Here is a 17,265-nt window from a genome sequence, read left to right on the forward strand (position 1 = left end):
CGGTCGTCTTCCTTCAGTGTTGATTGTGGTTGTTGTATTGACTTAATGAGCGAGGCTCTGGCCTTCAAGATCGGCGTCTATCAGGTGCAGGCCCATCTGCCAGAAGTCGATTTCTAGACGCGTGGCATCGCGGAAGATCTTGCTCAGTTCGGCAAAGCGGGCAGGGGTAACATCAGCAAGGCGGGCGTTGAGCCATTCAAGCTCTGCCTGCATGGCGGCCTGAAATTCCTCACTTTCGTACATCGCTATCCAGGCATCAAAGGGGTTTTTCGCGCCGCGAAGGGTAGAAGGCTGAGTGTTCAGCCAGTTGGCGATTTCGCCGTAGCCCACCAGGCAAGGGGCCAGCGCCACATGCAAATCGAGCAGGTCGCCGCGGTTGCCGGTGTCTAATACGTAGCGGGTATACGCCAAGGTGGCTCTGGCTTCGGGAAGCTCCGCCAGCTCCTGTTCGGAAATCCCCCACTCCTGGCAAAAGCCCACGTGCAGGCCCAGCTCCACATCCACAATGGCTTTTAAACCTTCATGGGCTTGGCGCAGATCAGCCAGCGTAGGGCTTTTATAGGCAGCCAACGCGTAGGCGCGGGCGAAGTGAATCAAAAACAGGTAATCCTGCTTTAAATAGTGGCGAAACGCGGGTTCAGGAAGCGTGGCACTGCCTAGTTGGCGAACAAAATCGTGCTCAATATAGGCGCGCCAGTCGTTATGGCAGGCGTTGGTAAGATCAGTAAAGCGGTAGCCCATGGTGCCTCCGGTAGTAATGATCCGGAGGGCGGGCGGTTGAGATCGAGGAAATGGCGCAGAAGGTGGCGTGAAACTAAGCCGAGGCCATCGCTTGATCCCTACGCCGGTACCCGCGCGCTCGTCAGGAGCAGCGCATTAGCCGGATCAGGTTCAGCGGGACCAGCGCTTTGGCAGTATCACGTGGATACGCCCTGCGCCATCTCAGCCGGATTCACCGGCACCCCGTCAAGCAGTTAGTGCCAAGCAGTCTAGGAGGAGGAGAGACGAGATGCAAGGGGGTGAGGTATTGAGTGAATAGCAAGCTTCTTAGAAATGTTAATGCACTTGGCTAACCTAGCGGGCTTCTAACACCTGCAAATCCATTCCCCAACACATGGGTGTATATTTGGGTGGTTTCGATGCTTTTATGGCCTAGCAACTCTTGAACCGTGCGAATGTCAGTGCCTTGGCTAAGCAGCTGAGTCGCGAAACTATGCCGTAAAGAGTGGCATGAGCCTGGGCGCGTTAAAGAAGAGGAGCGCATGGCATATTTAACGGCTTTTTGTACGGCAGAAGTATGGATGTGATGTAGCACGACACGCCCCCACTCATCGAAACAGGGCTTGGATGAAGGAAAAAGCCACTGCCATGCGAGGGAAATGCCTGCATTGGGATATTTTCTATCCAGCGCGTAGGGCAATGATACAGGAATTGCGTTTGTTTCAATGCGAGAGGTCAGCTGTTGTTCAGCGATTTGTATATGGGTATGTAATGGTTGAGCGCATGAGGGTGGCAACAGCGTCGTGCGGTCTTTATTGCCTTTGCCTGCACGGACAGTGATGACGTGGCGCGCAAAATCGATATCTTTTACGCGTAACCGACAAGCTTCGGAGACTCGTAACCCCGAGCCGTACATCAGCGATGCAATCAGGAGCATGGAGCCGGACAGATGCTCAAACACATCCATCACCTCTTGGTGGGAAAGCACGACAGGTAAGCGTTTAGGGCGCTTAGCCCGGCTAAAATTACCCACCTCACCCAGCGGTTGATCTAGCACGTGGCGATACAGAAACACGATAGCATTGAGTGCCTGGTTTTGTGTTGCCGCAGCGACGTGCCTTTCTAACGCGAGATATTCCAAAAATTGCCGCACTTCATTGCCCGCCATATTGGCAGGATGCTGCATTCTGTGGAAACGAATGAAAAAGCGAATCCAGTAGCAATAGGTTTTCTCAGTGCGGAGGCTATAGCGCTTGACCCGCAGGGTCGCCTTGACGCGTTCCATTAGTTTCATAAGAGCCACTCCTATTACTGTTCATGGATACAGTATTATTGAGCAGGGAAAAACACGCAAGCACGCGAATTTTGGATAGGCTGCCAAAATTGGCTTTGCTCTCTTGGGAATCAATGGGGTAGAGTCAAATTGGGTGGCTATAAAACCCCAATGAATGTGCCGTCGCGTTTATTGGGGTTTTGTAGCGAGGCGTATAATCACTGTTAGCATTCGAGGCATGACCATGAGTGAACCGAAAATCTACATAGATGCCTCATTTGACGGCTTTCTAGTTCCCTTGGATCTGTTGACCTCAGAGGGAACTTTACAGCTGTCATTCAACAAAAAATCAGAAAATCCGGAAGGTTTTCTTTTCTATATAGAATATGAGAGTTTCATATTTTCGTTTGCGTACAAAGATAACGAATTTATATTTCAAAGAAATAATGTGATATCGGTTTTAACTTTAGAGGATTTGGATCAAAGCAACGGGCTGCTGATTTTTGCAGTCTGGAGCCACTCGGAGATTAAAATATTTGCAGGAAAAGGTGAAGGAAACAATAAAACTGGTGCAGCGCCAACTCCGACCGAAGGTCCGCCTCAATCGCTTATTAAGTGGGCGAGAAAGCAAGGAATGCTGCCAAATGTAGGCTTCAGAACTACGGCTGAGTTTCGCCAGAAAGTTCATCATGCGCTGGGCACTATATCTCAAAAAGTATCTCAAGCGGATGCTTACAAATCTTTCTGGAATATTGTGTACGATGGAAGAAAAATATCTCAGAGAGTCCCAAAGACAGAGCCTGAACTTCAACCGCTGTTGCAATGTTTCATATCGGATCAAATGCTCGCTTCGGATATTGAGGTGATACCAGAAGCACACTCAGGTGCTGGAAATGTGGATTTCCTTTTGTTAGCTAATATAGGTGGTAAGTTAGAAAAAATATGTATTGAAGTTAAGTTGGCGCATGCTCAAGATCTAGAGCATGGATATTTAGTACAACTTCCAGAATACATGCGCCATCATGAAGCGTCTTACGGTATTTATTGTGTTCTAAATTTTAAGGGTGAGTGGTTTGATAAGCCGGACTTAAATGGAAGTAAAGATGTTCTCTTCTATTTGGCTAAAGTTTCGAAAAATGAAAAAGTGCCGGAACTGAATGTCATCAGGCCTTTCGAGATATGGCTAGCCAAACCAGTCACAGCAAGTCGAAAATAAATGCTAACAATCGGCTGCACGGCGACCGATTTTCCGCCGCTTCGCGGCTTCAAACCGGCGCGTGAGCCGGGCGTTATACCATCATTAAACCCTGCTTGCGTACTGGTGGCGCGTAAGCGGCGTTTATCTGTGCCAGGTCATCTTCGTCGAGCCTGATGCTATCTGCGTTGGCGTTCTGTTTGAGGTGAACCAGGCTCACGGCTTTCGGGATGGCAATCACACCGGGGTGGCGCAGTGCCCAGGTAAGGGCGATTTGCGCGGGGGTGGCGCTGTGTTTGTCGGCGATGCGTTGCAGGGCGGCGCTATGCAGCAGCGCGCCGCCTTGCCCAATGGGGCAGTAAGCCATCAGCGGCATGTTGTGTTGCGTCTGCCAGGGCAGCAGGTCGTATTCAATGCCCCGTGCTTCGGGGTTATAGAGCACCTGATTAGTGGCGCACGCGGGCGCGTCTAGCTCGGCTAGGTCGTCAACGTCAAAGTTCGATACACCCCAACGCAGAATCTTGCCTTGCTCGCGCAGCCGCTCAAACGCTTCCACGGTTTCGCTTAACGGGTACTGTCCACGCCAGTGCAGCAGGTAGAGATCAATCGTGTCGGTGCCCAGTCGGCGCAGGCTGCGCTCGCAGGCAGCTTGAACACCTTTGGCGCTGGCGTTGTGCGGGTAGACTTTGCTGACCAGATACATCTCGTCGCGTCGCTCGCGGATCGCTTGGCCAACGATTTCTTCAGCGCCGCCTTCGGCATACATCTCGGCGGTATCAATCAGCGTCATGCCCAGGTCCAGGCCTTCACGCAGCGCCCTGATTTCAGCTTGGCGCTGCCCGGCATCTTCGCCCATATGCCAGGTGCCCTGGCCGATACGGGGTACGCTGTCTCCGCCTAGCTCAATCGTCTGCATGTCTATCTCCTGTGGTCATACTGTTTAGAATGCTCGCTGCAATTGCAATGATGGGTCAATCTTAGATGATTCGTATCAAGCGTCGCCTCCCTTTAGGCCCGCTGGGATGTGCCTGCTAAACTCAATGCCATCGTTTTCCCTTACTGTTTAGGAATCCAGACAATGAACCACCGCCCACCACGCTGGATGCGTGCTGCGTTATCGATGTGCTTATTTCTCGCCTCTGCGTCTGTGATGGCACACGAAGATAGCATTACCGCTGAACTTGGGCGCATTGAACACGCCTTGGACGCGCGTATTGGCTTTGCGGCCCACCATTTAGCCACGGGGCAGCGCTGGGAAGTGAATGCGGATGAGCGCTTTGCCATGTCCAGCACCTTTAAAACCCTGGCCTGCGGCGCACTGCTGGCGCAGGTAGATGAAGGGCAGCTAGCGCTGGACACCGAGGTTAGTTTTGAAGAATCTGAGCTGGTGACTTACTCGCCAGTCACCGAGCAGTACGCAGGCCACCAGCCGATGACGCTGTTTGAGCTGTGCGATGCCACCATGACCACCAGCGATAACACCGCCGCTAACCTAGTGCTGCAAGCCCTTGGTGGGCCGGAATCCATCACGGCGTTTGCGCGCAGCATGGATGATCCCGTTACCCGGTTAGACCGCTTTGAGACCGAGCTGAACGAAGCCACGCCAGGGGATGAGCGCGACACTACCACGCCCAACGCCATGCTCGCCACGCTGGAAAAGCTGGTGCTTGGGGAGGTGTTGTCGGGTGAATCCCGTCAGCAGTTGGAAGACTGGATGAAAGGCAATACGGTGGCTGATAGTTTGTTTCGCGCCGCCATGCCGTTTGATTGGGTGATAGCAGACAGAACCGGCGCGGGCGGTTACGGCTCTCGCTCGATTACCGCGATTATTTGGCCGCCCCAGCAAGTGCCTATGGTAGTGGTGTTTTATATCACCGAAACCGAGGCGTCGTTTGAAGCGCGCAATGCGGCTATTGCGTCTCTAGGGGAAGTGATTCAAGAAGTGTTAGCGGAAAACTAATAAAAATGGGTGGCGAACAAGCCACCCATTTTTATATCGCGATACTTAAATAGAGCAAATAATAGTGCTGTTCGTTCATTGCCACTTTTTTTAAGCAGCACTTACGCATGGCCGCGTTATGATAAAAAGATCGTATGCTCCACCACCACTATTACGCCAATCCCAATCAATACAACGCCACCTGCGATTTCTGCCCAGTGGCCTACGTATTTGCCAAATTTATGGCCTAACAGCGTTCCCATGGAAGCCATCACCGTAGTAGCAAGGCCAATGGCGAGACTGGTGGTAATGATGTTCACATCAATAAACGCAAGGCTTGCGCCCACGGCCATGGCGTCTAGGCTTGTGGCAGTGGCGGTTAGTACCAGCAGCCACAGGGTTTGTTTGCGATGCGCTACTTTTTCTTCTTTCTTCAGCCCTTCGACCATCATGTGCAGGCCGATGATGGTCAGTAGCGTAAACGCGACCCAGTGGTCCCAGGTTTCTACATACTGCTGAGAAGCCTTGCCAGCCACCCAGCCCAGTACCGGGGTGGTGGCCTCGATAATGCCAAATATTAAACCAATGCCTACAGCGTGTCGGAAGCGGGGCTTGCGCAGCTCTGCCCCCTTGCTGATGGACGCCGCAAACGCATCCGCCGACATGGAAACCGCTAAAAAAAGCAGGGCAACAGGTGTCATGATAGTAGTGCTCGTTTAATGAGGCTAGATGTGTGGAACAACATACTCGAGTGTTAAAGTAGGATTTTAATAGCGCTGAATCCTATCAGCTTTTACTTTGATAACAAGTTGGTCAACAAAAAATAAAGTTTGTTATAGCGAACAAATATAGCTTTGGCTAACAATGTGGCTACTGGCTTATTTTGTTGTATTTCTGAAATTAAATAAACTTAAAGTGATTGTTGGTTTATTGATTTTTATGTTGATGATGTTTAGCTATAAAAATAGTTGTTTTCTAAGGAAAGACGGTGGGTTGATAGTTTGTTTCGTGCCGCCATGCCATTTGATTGGGTGATAGCAGACAGAACTGGTGCGGGCGGTTACGGCTCTCGCTTAATTACCGCGATTATTTGGCCGCCCCAGCAAGTGCCTATGGTAGTGGTGTTTTATATCACCGAAACCGAGGCGTCGTTTGACGCGCGCAATGCGGCTATTGCGTCTCTAGGGGAAGTGATTCAGCAGATGTTACAAGGCCAGTAATAAAAAGCGGCGGTTCAGGCGCTAATGCCGCAGTAGTTCTCGCTATATTGAGGACCCGGTGGCAGGCAATGCCGCTAACGACCCAATATCACTGTCTGCCTATCAGGCGGTAGCTGAGTATGTGATGGAGAATACCCAGCCCTAAAATGCGCCCTTAAAAAAAAACAGCCCTAGGTGGGCTGTTCAGTTAACCGAGAGGCGCTTATACCAGCTCGCGCTTTTCGCGCTTGGCAACGCGTATGTCTTTGATGGTGGCGATACCGATAACCGCGAAAATAGCCAGTGAGATCAACGGCCAGATAAGGACATATAACGCTAATATAAAGGTTTGCATGTGCTTTCCTGTTAGTTGGCTGGTGCGCGATGGCACACCAGCTTTTGAAGTGATTCTAGCGTCACGCTGGGCTTAGCGTTGCGCGGCAGGCTTGGCTGGGTCGTAGTTGATCACTTTCTGATCGATTTGCGAGAAGTCGAACTTGCTCGAACTCATCAGGCTGACTGCGATGCAAACAAGAGTGCTAACGCCGTATGCCATTAATGAGGCTAGCAGTACCGTGTACTCCCGTAGGAAACCAATGCTGAAGTAGGCCAGCACAATGGCGCTGAGTACACCGACGATCACACCGATCCTACGCCCGCAGAAGCCAAATGCCATTAGGCCGAGCACCACGCCGCCGCCCACGGCAGCGAGTAACTCAAACAGCCCCGCGACCATACTGACCATAGGCACTAACTCGAAGCGTGCGATACAGAACATTACTAGGCCTGCAATTACAGCCGAGGTAAAGGCCGTGTTGGTGACTCGATCCCAGAAGCAGCTGGCGATGACCGGGAACACAATGGCCCCCCAAAGTGCGCCAACGAAGACCAGCATAATCAGAATATCCATCGAGAAACTAGCGAGAATCACCCCGATCAGCGTTGCGACAATCATCGTCAACCTACCAATAAATAGCATTTTGGTCGGGTCAGGTTTGTTTTTAGCGATGTTCTTACCATACACATCGGCCATCACAATCGCGGACATAGCGGAAAGGTCTGAGTCAGCGGTAGACGAGAGCGAGCCAATGACCAGGATAAAGAACAGCCCTATAAATACCGGTGAGAGGTACATCGACACCATTTGCGGTATCAGGTTGTTCATGTCACCACCGATGGGCTCCATACCGGTCATCAGCGCCATCAAGCCAATCATGCCTAGGCCAATAACAATCGCACCGTAACCAATGGTCGCGGTGATAAAGGTCGGTTTGATATGGTCTTCACGCACAGCGAATAGCCGCTGGGAGATGGTCTGGTTGCCAATCGCGTAGGCCAGCACCGCAACAAAGAAAGGTGCGCCTTGATTGAGGATCGCATCCATCGAGAACAGATTTGCCTGCTCTGGGGTGAGTAGGCTCATGCCATCCGATAGTGTCTGTGGGCCGCCGAGGGCAAACATTACCGCTGGAATAATCAGAATGGCGACCGCCATCATTGCCATCAGTTGGGCAAAGTCGGTGAGTACCGACGCGCGGAAGCCCGACCACAGCGTATAAGAGAGCACCCCGACCCCAGCGATCACGACGCCAGCTTGGAAAGAGAGTGGCGAGAGTACTGAGACCAGCGCACCAGACGCGGTGAAGTTAACCATCAGGCTAATGATGCTGCCCAGAATGTTGGAGGAGGCAAGAATCAGCTGGCTAGAAGAGCCATGGCGGGCATGGATAAGTTCACCCAGGGTGTGTGCGTTCGGGGCCAATTTTCGAAAGCGACGGCCAAAGGGGTAGATGAACAGAATCATCAGCGCGCCCCACAACCCGTAGTGTAAAGGGCCGGAAATGCCGTAGGTGTAACCCGAGGTGGCGGCACCGTAGAACGAGGCTGCCCAGATCCAGGTGGCGGTCATGCTGGCAGCGCCCAAACCAAAGCCAATCTGGTGATTGGACACCATAAAGGCGTCAGTATTTTCCTTTTTCTTTTTGATCAGCAGTGTCAGCAGGTACGTGCCGCCGTAAAAGGCTAACAGCAAGGCAATAACCGTCAGCGTCGAGAATTGATAGAAATTTTCTTCGTTCATTAAATACCCATAGGCTTTGCAGCCCTAGCATCCTAAATGGCAACCACAGTTCCCTTAACGGGGCGGCCGCGACAGGACGTAAGCAAAAAACAGAACATCTTTCTAGGTATGTCTGTAGCGAGAAGTGGCAGCGATTGGCAGCCTGGTCGTGCACGTGTCAGGCGTTGGTTGGAAACGCCTTAAATAGAGGGGCCGAATTAACGCAAACAGTGAGCTGAAATAAAGCGCACGTGGGGTCGATCCGGATAGCTACCCTACTCCCTTAAGCGCGAACAGTACAGGTTGAAGCCCGGCATGAGGCCAATGGATGGCGGGAAATGGTCTTGATAGAGCAATTAATGGTGCTGTTTAAACAGCCACCACACATCAAAGCCAAATGAGTAGATGAGTGTGATTAATGCGCTCAGTGCAAGCAGGCTGGCAGCAAGAGGAGAGGTGAGTGGCGTTAACGCCAGCAGCAGGGCAACGACCTGCCATACGCACACTGCTTTACGGCGGAAACTTTCAAATAACGGTGCTTTTAACCACGGAAAAAACCAGCTAGCGGCGATGAATAAGTAACGCATGCCGCCAATGAGTAGTACCCAAGCGCCTAGATTTTCGCTCTGCAATAAGCCTATACAAAGTATCAGGATTAATACCGCATCCAGTTCCATATCAAAGCGCGCGCCAAACGTGGTATGGGTTTTAGTGCGTCTAGCAATCCAGCCGTCCACACCATCCAGTAATAGCGCGATAACAGCGACCGCTAGCCATAGCCAAATCGCGTTGGTAAAAGCATTCGCTGCCAGCGCCCCTGCCACGATGGCGACGAGTACGCCGCGCCCAAGCGTTACCCGGTTTGCCCAACCGAGCGGGCCATGGGGCCAAAAACAAACCACCAGTGCGCCCATCACAATGTAGAAGCCAGCCGCTAACCACCAATTTGCAGCGCTGGCGACTAATGCCGGTAACATCGCACCCAAGCCTACGAGCAATAAGCTGGCCAATGCTATCTCAGCCAAGGTGTAAACACGCTTGGGCAAAGAGACGCTGGAGGTGTTAGAGAAAGAAGACATGCTGACTCACAGAGCGGTGCACTGGCCCGCGGTTGAATTAAAGTGTGCAAATATTTTCCTATGTACCATTCTTGTATAAGAAGGTAAGGTTGTCCATGATGTGAGTACATTTGTTTTAAATCATCCTCGCGTTCACATGGGTTAAGCAACCGTTTCCCTTTCTACGCTACGCTGTAGGGAAGTCGTGAAATGTGAACAAGTCTTAATAAGGCTATGCTGTAAGGATGGATGAAGCGCTTAAACCATAAGGAAATGTCATGTTGCCGCCTGATACTGCTACGGCTTTTTGGGTGACTCGCCCCATGCATGGTGAGCTTAAACAGGAGCCACTAGCGCCTCCCGACGAAAATGAGGTGCGGATCCGTACCCTTTATAGCGGCGTGAGCCGCGGCACCGAATCGCTCGTATTTAACGCGCGGGTGCCTGAGAGTGAATACTCACGGATGCGCGCGCCCTTTCAGACAGGCGCATTTCCCACCCCTGTGAAATATGGCTACTGCAGTATTGGCCATGTGGAGCAAGGGCCACGTCATCTCGTCGATAAGACCGTCTTTTGCCTTTTTCCGCATCAGGATCATTACGTGGTACCTGTTGATGCTGTTTTGCCGCTTCCCGACGATGTGCCCGCTTATCGTGCTGTGCTAACCGCCAATATGGAAACCGCCATTAACGGTGTGTGGGATGCTAACCCTATGCTTGGCGAGCGCGTTTGTGTGGTGGGTGCTGGCGTCGTTGGTGCACTTGTGGCGTATCTGTGTGCGCAAATTCCGGGGGTAGAAGTACGCTTGATCGACATTAATCCCGAGCGAGAAGCACTGGCAGCGCATTTGGGTATTTCCTTCTGTACACCAGAACAGGCACCCACCGACCAAGACTGCGTGATCCATGCTAGTGGACAGCCGGATGGCCTGAGACTGGCTATGGGCTTGCTGGGCAATGAAGGCCGCGTGATTGAAATGAGCTGGTTTGGCGAAGGCGACGTATCGCTGCCACTTGGTGGCGCTTTTCACTCCCAGCGCTTAACGCTTAGCGCCAGCCAGGTTGGGCAATTGCCTGCCAAGTTGCAGCCGCGCTGGAATTATCGACGCCGTTTAGCCCTCGCTTTACGCTTACTCGCCGATCAGCGGTTAGATGCGCTGATCAGCGGTGAGAGCGATTTTGCCGATTTCCCAACGCTGGCACCTGCTCTGTTTGGGCCAAGGAGCACAGCGCTATGCCATCGAATTCGTTATCCATTGCCCGCTTAATTAATGCGGCTTAATTAAGTGCGAATTAGTTAGAACGACCTGGCTAAAAAAGGTCCAGTTAATACGACAGGAGTGTCTATGTACCGTTTATGCGTTCGTGACCATTTTATGATTGCCCATAGTTTTAATGGCGAAATATTCGGCCCTGCCCAACGCACTCACGGTGCCACCTATGTGGTGGACGTGGTGTTTCAGCGCCCTGAACTTGACCAAGATGGTCTAGTGATTGATATCGGTTTAGCCAGTGAAACGGTTAAAGAGGTGCTAGCGGATTACAACTATCGCAACCTTGATGAGGTGAGCGAGTTTAGCGGTAAAAACACCACCACAGAATTTATGGCCAAGGTGATTTTTGACCAGCTAGCGGCTGCCATCAAAGCAGGAAAAATGGGTACCACCGCTCAGGGGCTGACGCATATGGAGATCAAACTGCACGAATCTCATGTGGCGTGGGCAAGCTATGAAGGGGCGCTATGAGTCAGCCATTTACCTTGATAGTGGCTGGCGATCCAGACCAGCGTACCGGTGGGTATATTTATGATGCCCATATTGTTGCTGCGCTGCGCGAGCGTGGGCTATCTATCAATGTGGTGGGGTTGGCCGGGCGTTTTCCTGATGCCGATGATGAAGCAGCTCAAGCGCTAGCCAATACGCTTTCCGCCTTGCAGGACTATGCGCAGGTCATTATCGATGGACTAGCCATGGGGGCATTGCCCGATGTGGTGGCTAACCACGCTGAGCGCCTGGATATCACTGCGTTACTGCATCATCCGTTGGGCGATGAGCAGGGCTTAAATGAGATAGATCAGCAGCGTTTTCACCGAAGCGAGCTGTGTGGCCTGGCCCATGTAAATAGGGTAATTGTGACCAGTCGCTTTACTGAGCGTCGTGTAAAAGCATTGGCGGAGCAGTATGAGCTGCCATTTAGTGCCCCTATCACTGTGGTGGAACCTGGGGTTGAACGTGCCCCTGTAAGCCCCGCGGCACAACCTAGCGAACCTATTCGTCTGCTATGCGTGGCAACACTGACTCCGCGTAAAGGGCAGGACATTTTAGTTCAAGCCTTGGCGAATGTTGAGCGTGGGCACTGGCGATGCGACTGCTTTGGCGGTGCTCGTGATGTTGCATTTACGGATCGCGTTCAAACGCTGATCGACAACCATCAGCTTGGTGATCGTGTAACGCTTCACGGCGAATGTGATGCCGCAACCCTGGAAGCCGCTTATCAGAACGCTCATGCACTGGTGTTGCCTTCTTGGTATGAAGGTTACGGCATGGTGGTCACTGAAGCGCTAGCCCATGGCTTACCCGTTATCACCACCACCGGCGGTGCGCTGCGGGATACCTTGCCCAAAGGGGCTGGCATTAGTGTTGCGCCTGGGGATGTGAAGGCGCTGACGAGCGCGCTGGTGGCTTTCTGCCACGATGAGACACTACGCACTGAACTACGTGCAGGTGCCGCCGCTGCGCGCGACCGTTTGGGCGACTGGCAGGCTGCAGGAAAGGCGTTTGCCGAGGCGCTGCAGCGATCTTCGACATTGTCGGCGGGAAGCCAGTTTGCAGCGGATTGGCTGTCGCTGCGTGAAGGCGTCGATGCCAGTTCGCGTAGCCAAGCGTTGGTGGATGCGTTAGCAAGCTGGTTATCAGAAAAACAGCACAGAGCAGAATCTGCACTGCTGACAGAAGCTTCATCGCCAATAACACTGGCGGATTTAGGCTGTGGACGCGGAAGTAATAGCCAGTTTCTTGCGCCTCGCTTGCACCATGCCCAGTGCTGGATGCTGATTGACCATGATCCCGCCTTACTTAATGAAGCCTACTCACGAACCAGCCAATTGAACACGGGTAAAGGCGAACCGCTACAGGTGGAAACCCACTGTGTTTCCCTTAAACAGCTTGACCACCCAGCACTTACGCACTGCGACGTAGTAACGGCATCTGCGCTGATCGATTTAGTATCTCAAGCGTGGATTGATGCCTTGGCGGCACAGTGTGCTAAACATCGGCAAGCGCTTCTTATCACTCTAAGCATTACCGGCGAATGGTACTTTACCAATGCCCAGCAGCAACCTCTGAACGACCTTGACGATCGCTGGATCAGCGAGCTGTTCAACGCGCACCAGCGTCGGGATAAGGGCTTAGGCGGTGCATTAGGCGGCGATGCTCACAGCGCGCTAGCTAAAGCGATGGCTGTCCACGGTTATCGTGTTAACGAGGCTGAAACACCATGGCACTTGGCGGCGGGCAAGCCAGCGCAGTACCCCTTAATGTGCTCATTAGTTGAAGGGTGGGCGAACGCTGCCACCGAACAGGCTCCAGAGGCGGCGTCACGGATTGCCCAGTGGCGCGATGAACGCTTACGTCATGTGGTCGAAGGTGAGATCGGTATTTGGGTGGGCCACCGCGACTTACTGGCGCTGCCAGCGGACGAGGGCTAACCCCATGAGACGCTGGCGCTGGCTGAGAACCCCGTGGGTGCAAAAAGGGCTAGTGAGCTTAGGGCTGCTGGCCGCTGTAGCCCTGTGGGTAGAGCCAGACGCGGTGATGGCCGAAGTGCAGCGCTTTGCGCCGGGTTGGATGGCTCTGGCGCTGTTGATCAGCGTTCTGCAAGTGATGCTGAGTGCGTGGCGTTGGCAGTTGACGGCAGGCTTAATCGACGTGCCGTTGCGCTACCGTTATGCACTGCGGGAATACTACTTAGCATTATTGGTTAACCAACTTTTACCAGGTGGCGTGTTGGGTGATGCAGGTCGTGCCCATCGCCATGCTCGTCAGTCTTCTTCAAAGGGTAGTGCTTGGCGTGCGGTGGTGATTGAGCGTGCTTCTGGGCAATTTGCGATCGCACTTTACACACTAATCGCCTTGTTCACGTCACCACTCTGGCTAACGGCGCTGGGTTTCAGTGGCTTGATGGTAGTGGCGGGCGTAGCGGTTATCGTGATAGTGGCCGGTGTGACGCTGATTGTCTGGTTGCAGCGCTCGGCGGTAACGCTACCCGCTTGGTGTGCTGCATTAGGACAGGATATGCGCCGCGGGCTATTGCAGCGTGACGTATGGCCACGGCAACTGATCTCTTCTCTTTCTATCGTGCTTAGCTATGGCCTAGTGATGGTCTGTGCGGCTCGGGCAATCGGCATTGAACTGGCGACATTAGATATTTTGGCGTTGGCTCCAGTGTTACTGCTTGCCATGCTGGTACCCCTTTCGATTGCCGGGTGGGGGTTACGGGAAGGCGCCGCCGCAGGCATTTGGATGTTTGTTGGCTTGCCTTCGGCGCAAGGTGTGGCGATATCACTGGCTTATGGTGTGTTAGTGCTGATGGGTAGTCTGCCAGGCATTTGGGCAGCGCTGGCTTCACGAACACGCGCTACGCCGTCCAGTTCTCCGTCAGGCAGTGCGCCCACTCAGCACTACGTCGAAGAGCGTGTCGTCCCCGCAGCGGAAAGAGCGCATCGTCGGGCGCAGGGCGCTCTCAAGGGTGTCGATGGGCGTCATCTGCAGCCCAGGTCGGCCGGAACCGATGAGCAGTGGCGCGACCAGCAAATGCAGACGGTCAACCGCGTCCGCCTCAATGAATTGCGAAACAGTAACGCCGCCGCCTTCTACCAATACCCGCGTAAGGCCACGATCTGCCAGCCAGGTAATAACGTCGGCGGGGCGGAACTGACCATTGGTATCCAACGGCAGCACGCAGTGTTCGGCGGACGTTGGCGCCACCGTTGCCTCTGGCCCGGTGAGATGCAGCGTGGGTGCGGTAGACGTGTTGAACAGCGCCAAATCAGTCGGCACGCGGCCACGTGGGTCAATCACCACACGGGTAGGGTGCTTGCCCGTTACGTTGCGTACTGTGAGCTGGGGGTTGTCAGCGCTCGCCGTACCCGCGCCAATCACTACGGCATCTGCCAGCGCCCGCAGACGGTGCAGATGCACCAAACTTTCAACGCCATTGATGTAGTGGGAGTGACCGCTTTCCGTAGCGATGCGCCCATCCAGGCTCTGCCCCAGTTGCGCAACCACCCAGCTCGAATGACGCACCAGTGGCAGCAAACACGTCAACAGCTCCTGCGCGGCGCTTGTAACAGTGATAGAAGAGTGCCAGCAGCCATGGGTATCAAGCGTCATTGTGGCGTCACTTCTGATGCCCTGTTGAACGTCCAGCAACCATGCCCACGCTTGGTCGATATCGATCATCTTTTCATTGGTACTAGGCATGGTATCTCCATTCAGAAAACAGCAACTCATCATGCGGGGCCATGTTGCCCGACGCAAGCAAACGTTGTCCGCCCCAACAGGCAACTTGGAGGCCTACATGTATCACATTGAACGCGCTATTTTCGATATTCGCCGTGGATTGCCCGTGGTGATTAATACCGGAGAGCAACGCCTGTTGGTACAGGCACTTGAAGGCAGTGTGTCGGTCGATTCACTGGCGAAACTCTCCGGCTCTCGGCCAGCGTTGGTATTAACGCGTCATCGTTTGGAGGCAATGGGCATGTCGCTGAAAGCGGATGCGGCTTGCTTACCGCTCACCGAACAAATCAGTGAGCGTGATTTGCATCACCTTGCTGTATCCAATGAAGCGTCGGAGGCCCATTCACTGTTAAGCGGCCTGAAGCCTGCAGGCGTAGGGGAGCGAGGTGCTGTGGCGCTTATGCGCCGTGCGCTGTTGATACCGGCGGCGCTGTGCGCTGAGGTCAGTGCGGCATCCGCCGAGCATATTGCTCAGCAGCTATCAAAAGGTGAGCTGTTAGAAGTTAATGCCCGGGATGCAGAGAAGTGTTTAGCTGGCGCACCGGGGATGCTAAAGCGTGTAAGCGAGGCGCGTATTCCCCTGGAAGAAGCGCCTGAAAGCCGCTTTGTGCTGTTCCGTGAGCCTGACGGGTTACGTGAGCATGTGGCCGTAGTGATTGGTGATTTGGCTACTATCCCTGGGGCAGTTCCTTTGCGTATGCACTCGGCTTGCCTCACTGGTGATCTGTTCGGCAGCCTGCGCTGTGACTGTGGCGAACAGTTGCGTAATGCAGTGGCCGATATTCAAGCCATGGGTGGCGGCGTGCTGCTTTATTTAGCACAAGAGGGGCGGGGGATTGGTCTAGCCAATAAACTGCGCGCCTACACCTTGCAAGATGGCGGTTTAGACACTGTCGATGCCGACCAAGTACTAGGGTTTGGCGACGACGAGCGTCAATACGCCGTCGCGGTGGATATGCTCAATGCGCTAGAGATCGATAAAGTTCAGTTGTTGACCAACAACCCGCTAAAAATGGCAGCGCTGCGTGAAGGCGGTGTTGAAGTCGTCTCACGTCAAGCGCTCTACGGCAGTGTAACGGATCACAATCACCGCTACCTAAGCGCCAAAGCCAATCGAGCAGGGCATTTCTTAGACGAGGTACTTGAAGGACGTGGGCGTTAATCTGACGTTTTCCGCGTGATAAGCGGTGGCAGGTGGGCGGTTTCGGCCACCACCTGTGCCAACTGAGTGGCGTAGTGCTTCACTAGCCGTTCACCTAATGCTTGATGAGCATCCGTTGCATCACCGGCAACGCCAAACGTACTCAGGTCCTCGGCAAGCCAGGCAAACGCGGCGCTACCCTCTGGGCTGACCAGTGCGTCACCTTTAGGCATTGCCGGTGGGGTAGGTTGGTAGTTATCGAGCTGAACAAGCTCAGGCGCTAAATGTAGCATGATGGCGGTTTCCAGCAGGCCGCCATGCAATCCGTAGCGCAGCTCATCGGCATTAATAGCGCCTTCCAACGGCGGTAGCCGCGTATAAGTGGCTTTCACTACGCGCATTTCAAATTGCTTGCGTAGGGTTAATGCGGCAAGGTCCATCACGGCTTTATTGCCGCCGTGGCTATTAATCAACACCAGCTTTTTTATCCCTGTACTCGCAATGCTTTTGCCATAAGCTTCTAATGTCGCGATGGCGAGTGGAGCGGGTAGGCTAAGTGTTCCAGCAAAACTGGCGTGTTCGTCGCTCGCACCGACGGCAATTGATGGCAGGCATAACACATCAAGCGCTGGGTCAATCATGGCTAACATGGCAGCTTGTAAGCCTTCTCCAATGATCAGGTCGGTACCTAATGGCAGGTGCGTACCGTGCTGCTCAATGGCCCCCAGGGTGATCACTGCAACTGGATCACCTTCGGCAATCGAGGCGAGTTGGGGAGCGGTGAGGGTTTGCCAGTGATAAATCATGTAGGTTCTCTTGTTTTAAAGCCCGTGTTTTAAAGACTATGTTTCAAGGACTATGTTTTAAGGACTATGTTTTAAAAGCTATATTTTAAAGCCCAATGCCAGTCAGTTAAGCCTGACTGGCATTAGCTGATGGGCTGGTTTTTTGTTTAATAAGTGCCTGACGGTGACTCCATCCCAGCCCTCCGAGCCAGCCTCGTCATTCCCGCAGGCCCTGCCACTTCGTCATTCCCGCAGGCCCTTAGCGGGAATCCATGTTGATCTGGGGTTTCGGGCTGCTGCAGGCCAAGGTCAAGGTGGATTCCCGATAACCCCACTCGGGAATGACGGTGCGTTGACTCGGGAATGACATGCAGTGC

Annotated in this window: 15 protein-coding genes, 2 pseudogenes and 1 riboswitch; of the genes and pseudogenes, 8 read left to right on the forward strand and 9 right to left on the reverse strand. The window is 53.4% G+C overall.

Annotated features, from left to right (window positions below):
- Positions 1–42 precede the first annotated feature (42 nt).
- Positions 43–741 (reverse strand): thiaminase II, encoded by a 699-nt coding sequence (tenA, locus tag K1Y77_RS04410; protein ID WP_264430536.1) that lies wholly within the window; start codon positions 739–741, stop codon positions 43–45.
- A gap of 78 nt (positions 742–819) precedes the next feature.
- A riboswitch (TPP riboswitch) is annotated at positions 820–976 on the reverse strand.
- Between the two features lie 93 nt (positions 977–1,069).
- Positions 1,070–2,014 carry an integron integrase gene (locus tag K1Y77_RS04415; protein WP_264018657.1) on the reverse strand — a complete coding sequence of 315 codons (945 nt, stop codon included), beginning with the start codon at positions 2,012–2,014 and terminating at the stop codon, positions 1,070–1,072.
- 223 nt (positions 2,015–2,237) lie between these two features.
- On the opposite strand from K1Y77_RS04415, the gene K1Y77_RS04420 reads away from it, so the two are divergent.
- On the forward strand, positions 2,238–3,209 hold the full coding sequence (locus K1Y77_RS04420; RefSeq protein WP_264430538.1) for a hypothetical protein: 972 nt from the start codon (positions 2,238–2,240) through the stop codon (positions 3,207–3,209).
- A 73-nt stretch (positions 3,210–3,282) separates the two neighbouring features.
- Here the strand turns inward: K1Y77_RS04420 and K1Y77_RS04425 are convergent, their stop codons facing one another.
- Positions 3,283–4,104 (reverse strand): aldo/keto reductase, encoded by an 822-nt coding sequence (locus tag K1Y77_RS04425; RefSeq protein ID WP_264430539.1) that lies wholly within the window; start codon positions 4,102–4,104, stop codon positions 3,283–3,285.
- A gap of 186 nt (positions 4,105–4,290) precedes the next feature.
- Between K1Y77_RS04425 and bla the strand changes: the two genes are divergently transcribed.
- The gene (gene bla / locus K1Y77_RS04430) at positions 4,291–5,148 is read left to right on the forward strand and encodes a class A beta-lactamase (RefSeq protein ID WP_406567282.1); all 858 of its coding nucleotides are present in this window, start codon (positions 4,291–4,293) and stop codon (positions 5,146–5,148) included.
- A 116-nt stretch (positions 5,149–5,264) separates the two neighbouring features.
- Here the strand turns inward: bla and K1Y77_RS04435 are convergent, their stop codons facing one another.
- A complete protein-coding gene (locus K1Y77_RS04435; RefSeq protein ID WP_264430541.1) occupies positions 5,265–5,828 on the reverse strand; it encodes a manganese efflux pump MntP in 564 nt (187 codons plus the stop codon).
- A gap of 294 nt (positions 5,829–6,122) precedes the next feature.
- Here K1Y77_RS04435 and K1Y77_RS04440 point away from each other — a divergent pair.
- Positions 6,123–6,347: pseudogene (locus K1Y77_RS04440) on the forward strand (class A beta-lactamase); the annotation flags it as partial.
- Between the two features lie 202 nt (positions 6,348–6,549).
- Here the strand turns inward: K1Y77_RS04440 and K1Y77_RS04445 are convergent.
- From K1Y77_RS04445 to K1Y77_RS04455, 3 genes are all read right to left on the reverse strand, one after another.
- The gene (locus K1Y77_RS04445) at positions 6,550–6,681 is read right to left on the reverse strand and encodes a putative transporter small subunit (RefSeq protein ID WP_009722425.1); all 132 of its coding nucleotides are present in this window, start codon (positions 6,679–6,681) and stop codon (positions 6,550–6,552) included.
- 72 nt (positions 6,682–6,753) lie between these two features.
- The gene (locus tag K1Y77_RS04450) at positions 6,754–8,406 is read right to left on the reverse strand and encodes a sodium:solute symporter family protein (RefSeq protein ID WP_264430545.1); all 1,653 of its coding nucleotides are present in this window, start codon (positions 8,404–8,406) and stop codon (positions 6,754–6,756) included.
- Positions 8,407–8,741: 335 nt separating this feature from the next.
- Positions 8,742–9,464 carry a CDP-alcohol phosphatidyltransferase family protein gene (locus tag K1Y77_RS04455; protein ID WP_030070024.1) on the reverse strand — a complete coding sequence of 241 codons (723 nt, stop codon included), beginning with the start codon at positions 9,462–9,464 and terminating at the stop codon, positions 8,742–8,744.
- Positions 9,465–9,721: 257 nt separating this feature from the next.
- On the opposite strand from K1Y77_RS04455, the gene K1Y77_RS04460 reads away from it, so the two are divergent.
- The 4 genes and pseudogenes from K1Y77_RS04460 to K1Y77_RS04475 form a co-directional block, all read left to right on the forward strand.
- The gene (locus K1Y77_RS04460; protein WP_264018648.1) at positions 9,722–10,711 is read left to right on the forward strand and encodes a zinc-dependent alcohol dehydrogenase; all 990 of its coding nucleotides are present in this window, start codon (positions 9,722–9,724) and stop codon (positions 10,709–10,711) included.
- A 78-nt stretch (positions 10,712–10,789) separates the two neighbouring features.
- Positions 10,790–11,188, forward strand: coding sequence for a 6-pyruvoyl trahydropterin synthase family protein (locus K1Y77_RS04465; protein ID WP_009722429.1), 399 nt, complete (start codon positions 10,790–10,792; stop codon positions 11,186–11,188).
- On the forward strand, positions 11,185–13,149 hold the full coding sequence (locus tag K1Y77_RS04470; RefSeq protein WP_264430550.1) for a glycosyltransferase: 1,965 nt from the start codon (positions 11,185–11,187) through the stop codon (positions 13,147–13,149). The genes K1Y77_RS04465 and K1Y77_RS04470 overlap by 4 nt, the downstream gene beginning before the upstream one ends.
- A 4-nt stretch (positions 13,150–13,153) precedes the next feature.
- Positions 13,154–14,035: pseudogene (locus tag K1Y77_RS04475) on the forward strand (lysylphosphatidylglycerol synthase transmembrane domain-containing protein); the annotation flags it as partial.
- Positions 14,036–14,098: 63 nt separating this feature from the next.
- Here K1Y77_RS04475 and K1Y77_RS04480 read toward each other — a convergent pair.
- Positions 14,099–14,956, reverse strand: coding sequence for a RibD family protein (locus K1Y77_RS04480; RefSeq protein WP_320055284.1), 858 nt, complete (start codon positions 14,954–14,956; stop codon positions 14,099–14,101).
- A gap of 64 nt (positions 14,957–15,020) precedes the next feature.
- Between K1Y77_RS04480 and ribA the strand changes: the two genes are divergently transcribed.
- Complete coding sequence (gene ribA, locus K1Y77_RS04485) at positions 15,021–16,124, forward strand: GTP cyclohydrolase II RibA (protein WP_264018645.1); 1,104 nt, start codon at positions 15,021–15,023, stop codon at positions 16,122–16,124.
- Here ribA and K1Y77_RS04490 read toward each other — a convergent pair.
- Complete coding sequence (locus K1Y77_RS04490; protein WP_264430553.1) at positions 16,121–16,909, reverse strand: creatininase family protein; 789 nt, start codon at positions 16,907–16,909, stop codon at positions 16,121–16,123. The genes ribA and K1Y77_RS04490 overlap by 4 nt on opposite strands.
- Positions 16,910–17,265 lie beyond the last annotated feature (356 nt).

The organism is Halomonas qaidamensis (assembly GCF_025917315.1).
GTDB classification, from domain to species: Bacteria; Pseudomonadota; Gammaproteobacteria; order Pseudomonadales; family Halomonadaceae; genus Vreelandella; species Vreelandella qaidamensis.

Excerpts from the sequence above, each read along its gene's own strand:
- tenA (WP_264430536.1), bottom strand. The coding sequence starts at position 741 with ATGGGCTACCGCTTTACTGATCTTACCAACGCCTGCCATAACGACTGG.
- K1Y77_RS04415 (WP_264018657.1), bottom strand. The coding sequence starts at position 2,014 with ATGAAACTAATGGAACGCGTCAAGGCGACCCTGCGGGTCAAGCGCTAT.
- K1Y77_RS04420 (WP_264430538.1), top strand. The coding sequence starts at position 2,238 with ATGAGTGAACCGAAAATCTACATAGATGCCTCATTTGACGGCTTTCTA.
- K1Y77_RS04425 (WP_264430539.1), bottom strand. The coding sequence starts at position 4,104 with ATGCAGACGATTGAGCTAGGCGGAGACAGCGTACCCCGTATCGGCCAG.
- bla (WP_406567282.1), top strand. The coding sequence starts at position 4,291 with ATGCGTGCTGCGTTATCGATGTGCTTATTTCTCGCCTCTGCGTCTGTG.
- K1Y77_RS04435 (WP_264430541.1), bottom strand. The coding sequence starts at position 5,828 with ATGACACCTGTTGCCCTGCTTTTTTTAGCGGTTTCCATGTCGGCGGAT.
- K1Y77_RS04445 (WP_009722425.1), bottom strand. The coding sequence starts at position 6,681 with ATGCAAACCTTTATATTAGCGTTATATGTCCTTATCTGGCCGTTGATC.
- K1Y77_RS04450 (WP_264430545.1), bottom strand. The coding sequence starts at position 8,406 with ATGAACGAAGAAAATTTCTATCAATTCTCGACGCTGACGGTTATTGCC.
- K1Y77_RS04455 (WP_030070024.1), bottom strand. The coding sequence starts at position 9,464 with ATGTCTTCTTTCTCTAACACCTCCAGCGTCTCTTTGCCCAAGCGTGTT.
- K1Y77_RS04460 (WP_264018648.1), top strand. The coding sequence starts at position 9,722 with ATGTTGCCGCCTGATACTGCTACGGCTTTTTGGGTGACTCGCCCCATG.
- K1Y77_RS04465 (WP_009722429.1), top strand. The coding sequence starts at position 10,790 with ATGTACCGTTTATGCGTTCGTGACCATTTTATGATTGCCCATAGTTTT.
- K1Y77_RS04470 (WP_264430550.1), top strand. The coding sequence starts at position 11,185 with ATGAGTCAGCCATTTACCTTGATAGTGGCTGGCGATCCAGACCAGCGT.
- K1Y77_RS04480 (WP_320055284.1), bottom strand. The coding sequence starts at position 14,956 with ATGATGAGTTGCTGTTTTCTGAATGGAGATACCATGCCTAGTACCAAT.
- ribA (WP_264018645.1), top strand. The coding sequence starts at position 15,021 with ATGTATCACATTGAACGCGCTATTTTCGATATTCGCCGTGGATTGCCC.
- K1Y77_RS04490 (WP_264430553.1), bottom strand. The coding sequence starts at position 16,909 with ATGATTTATCACTGGCAAACCCTCACCGCTCCCCAACTCGCCTCGATT.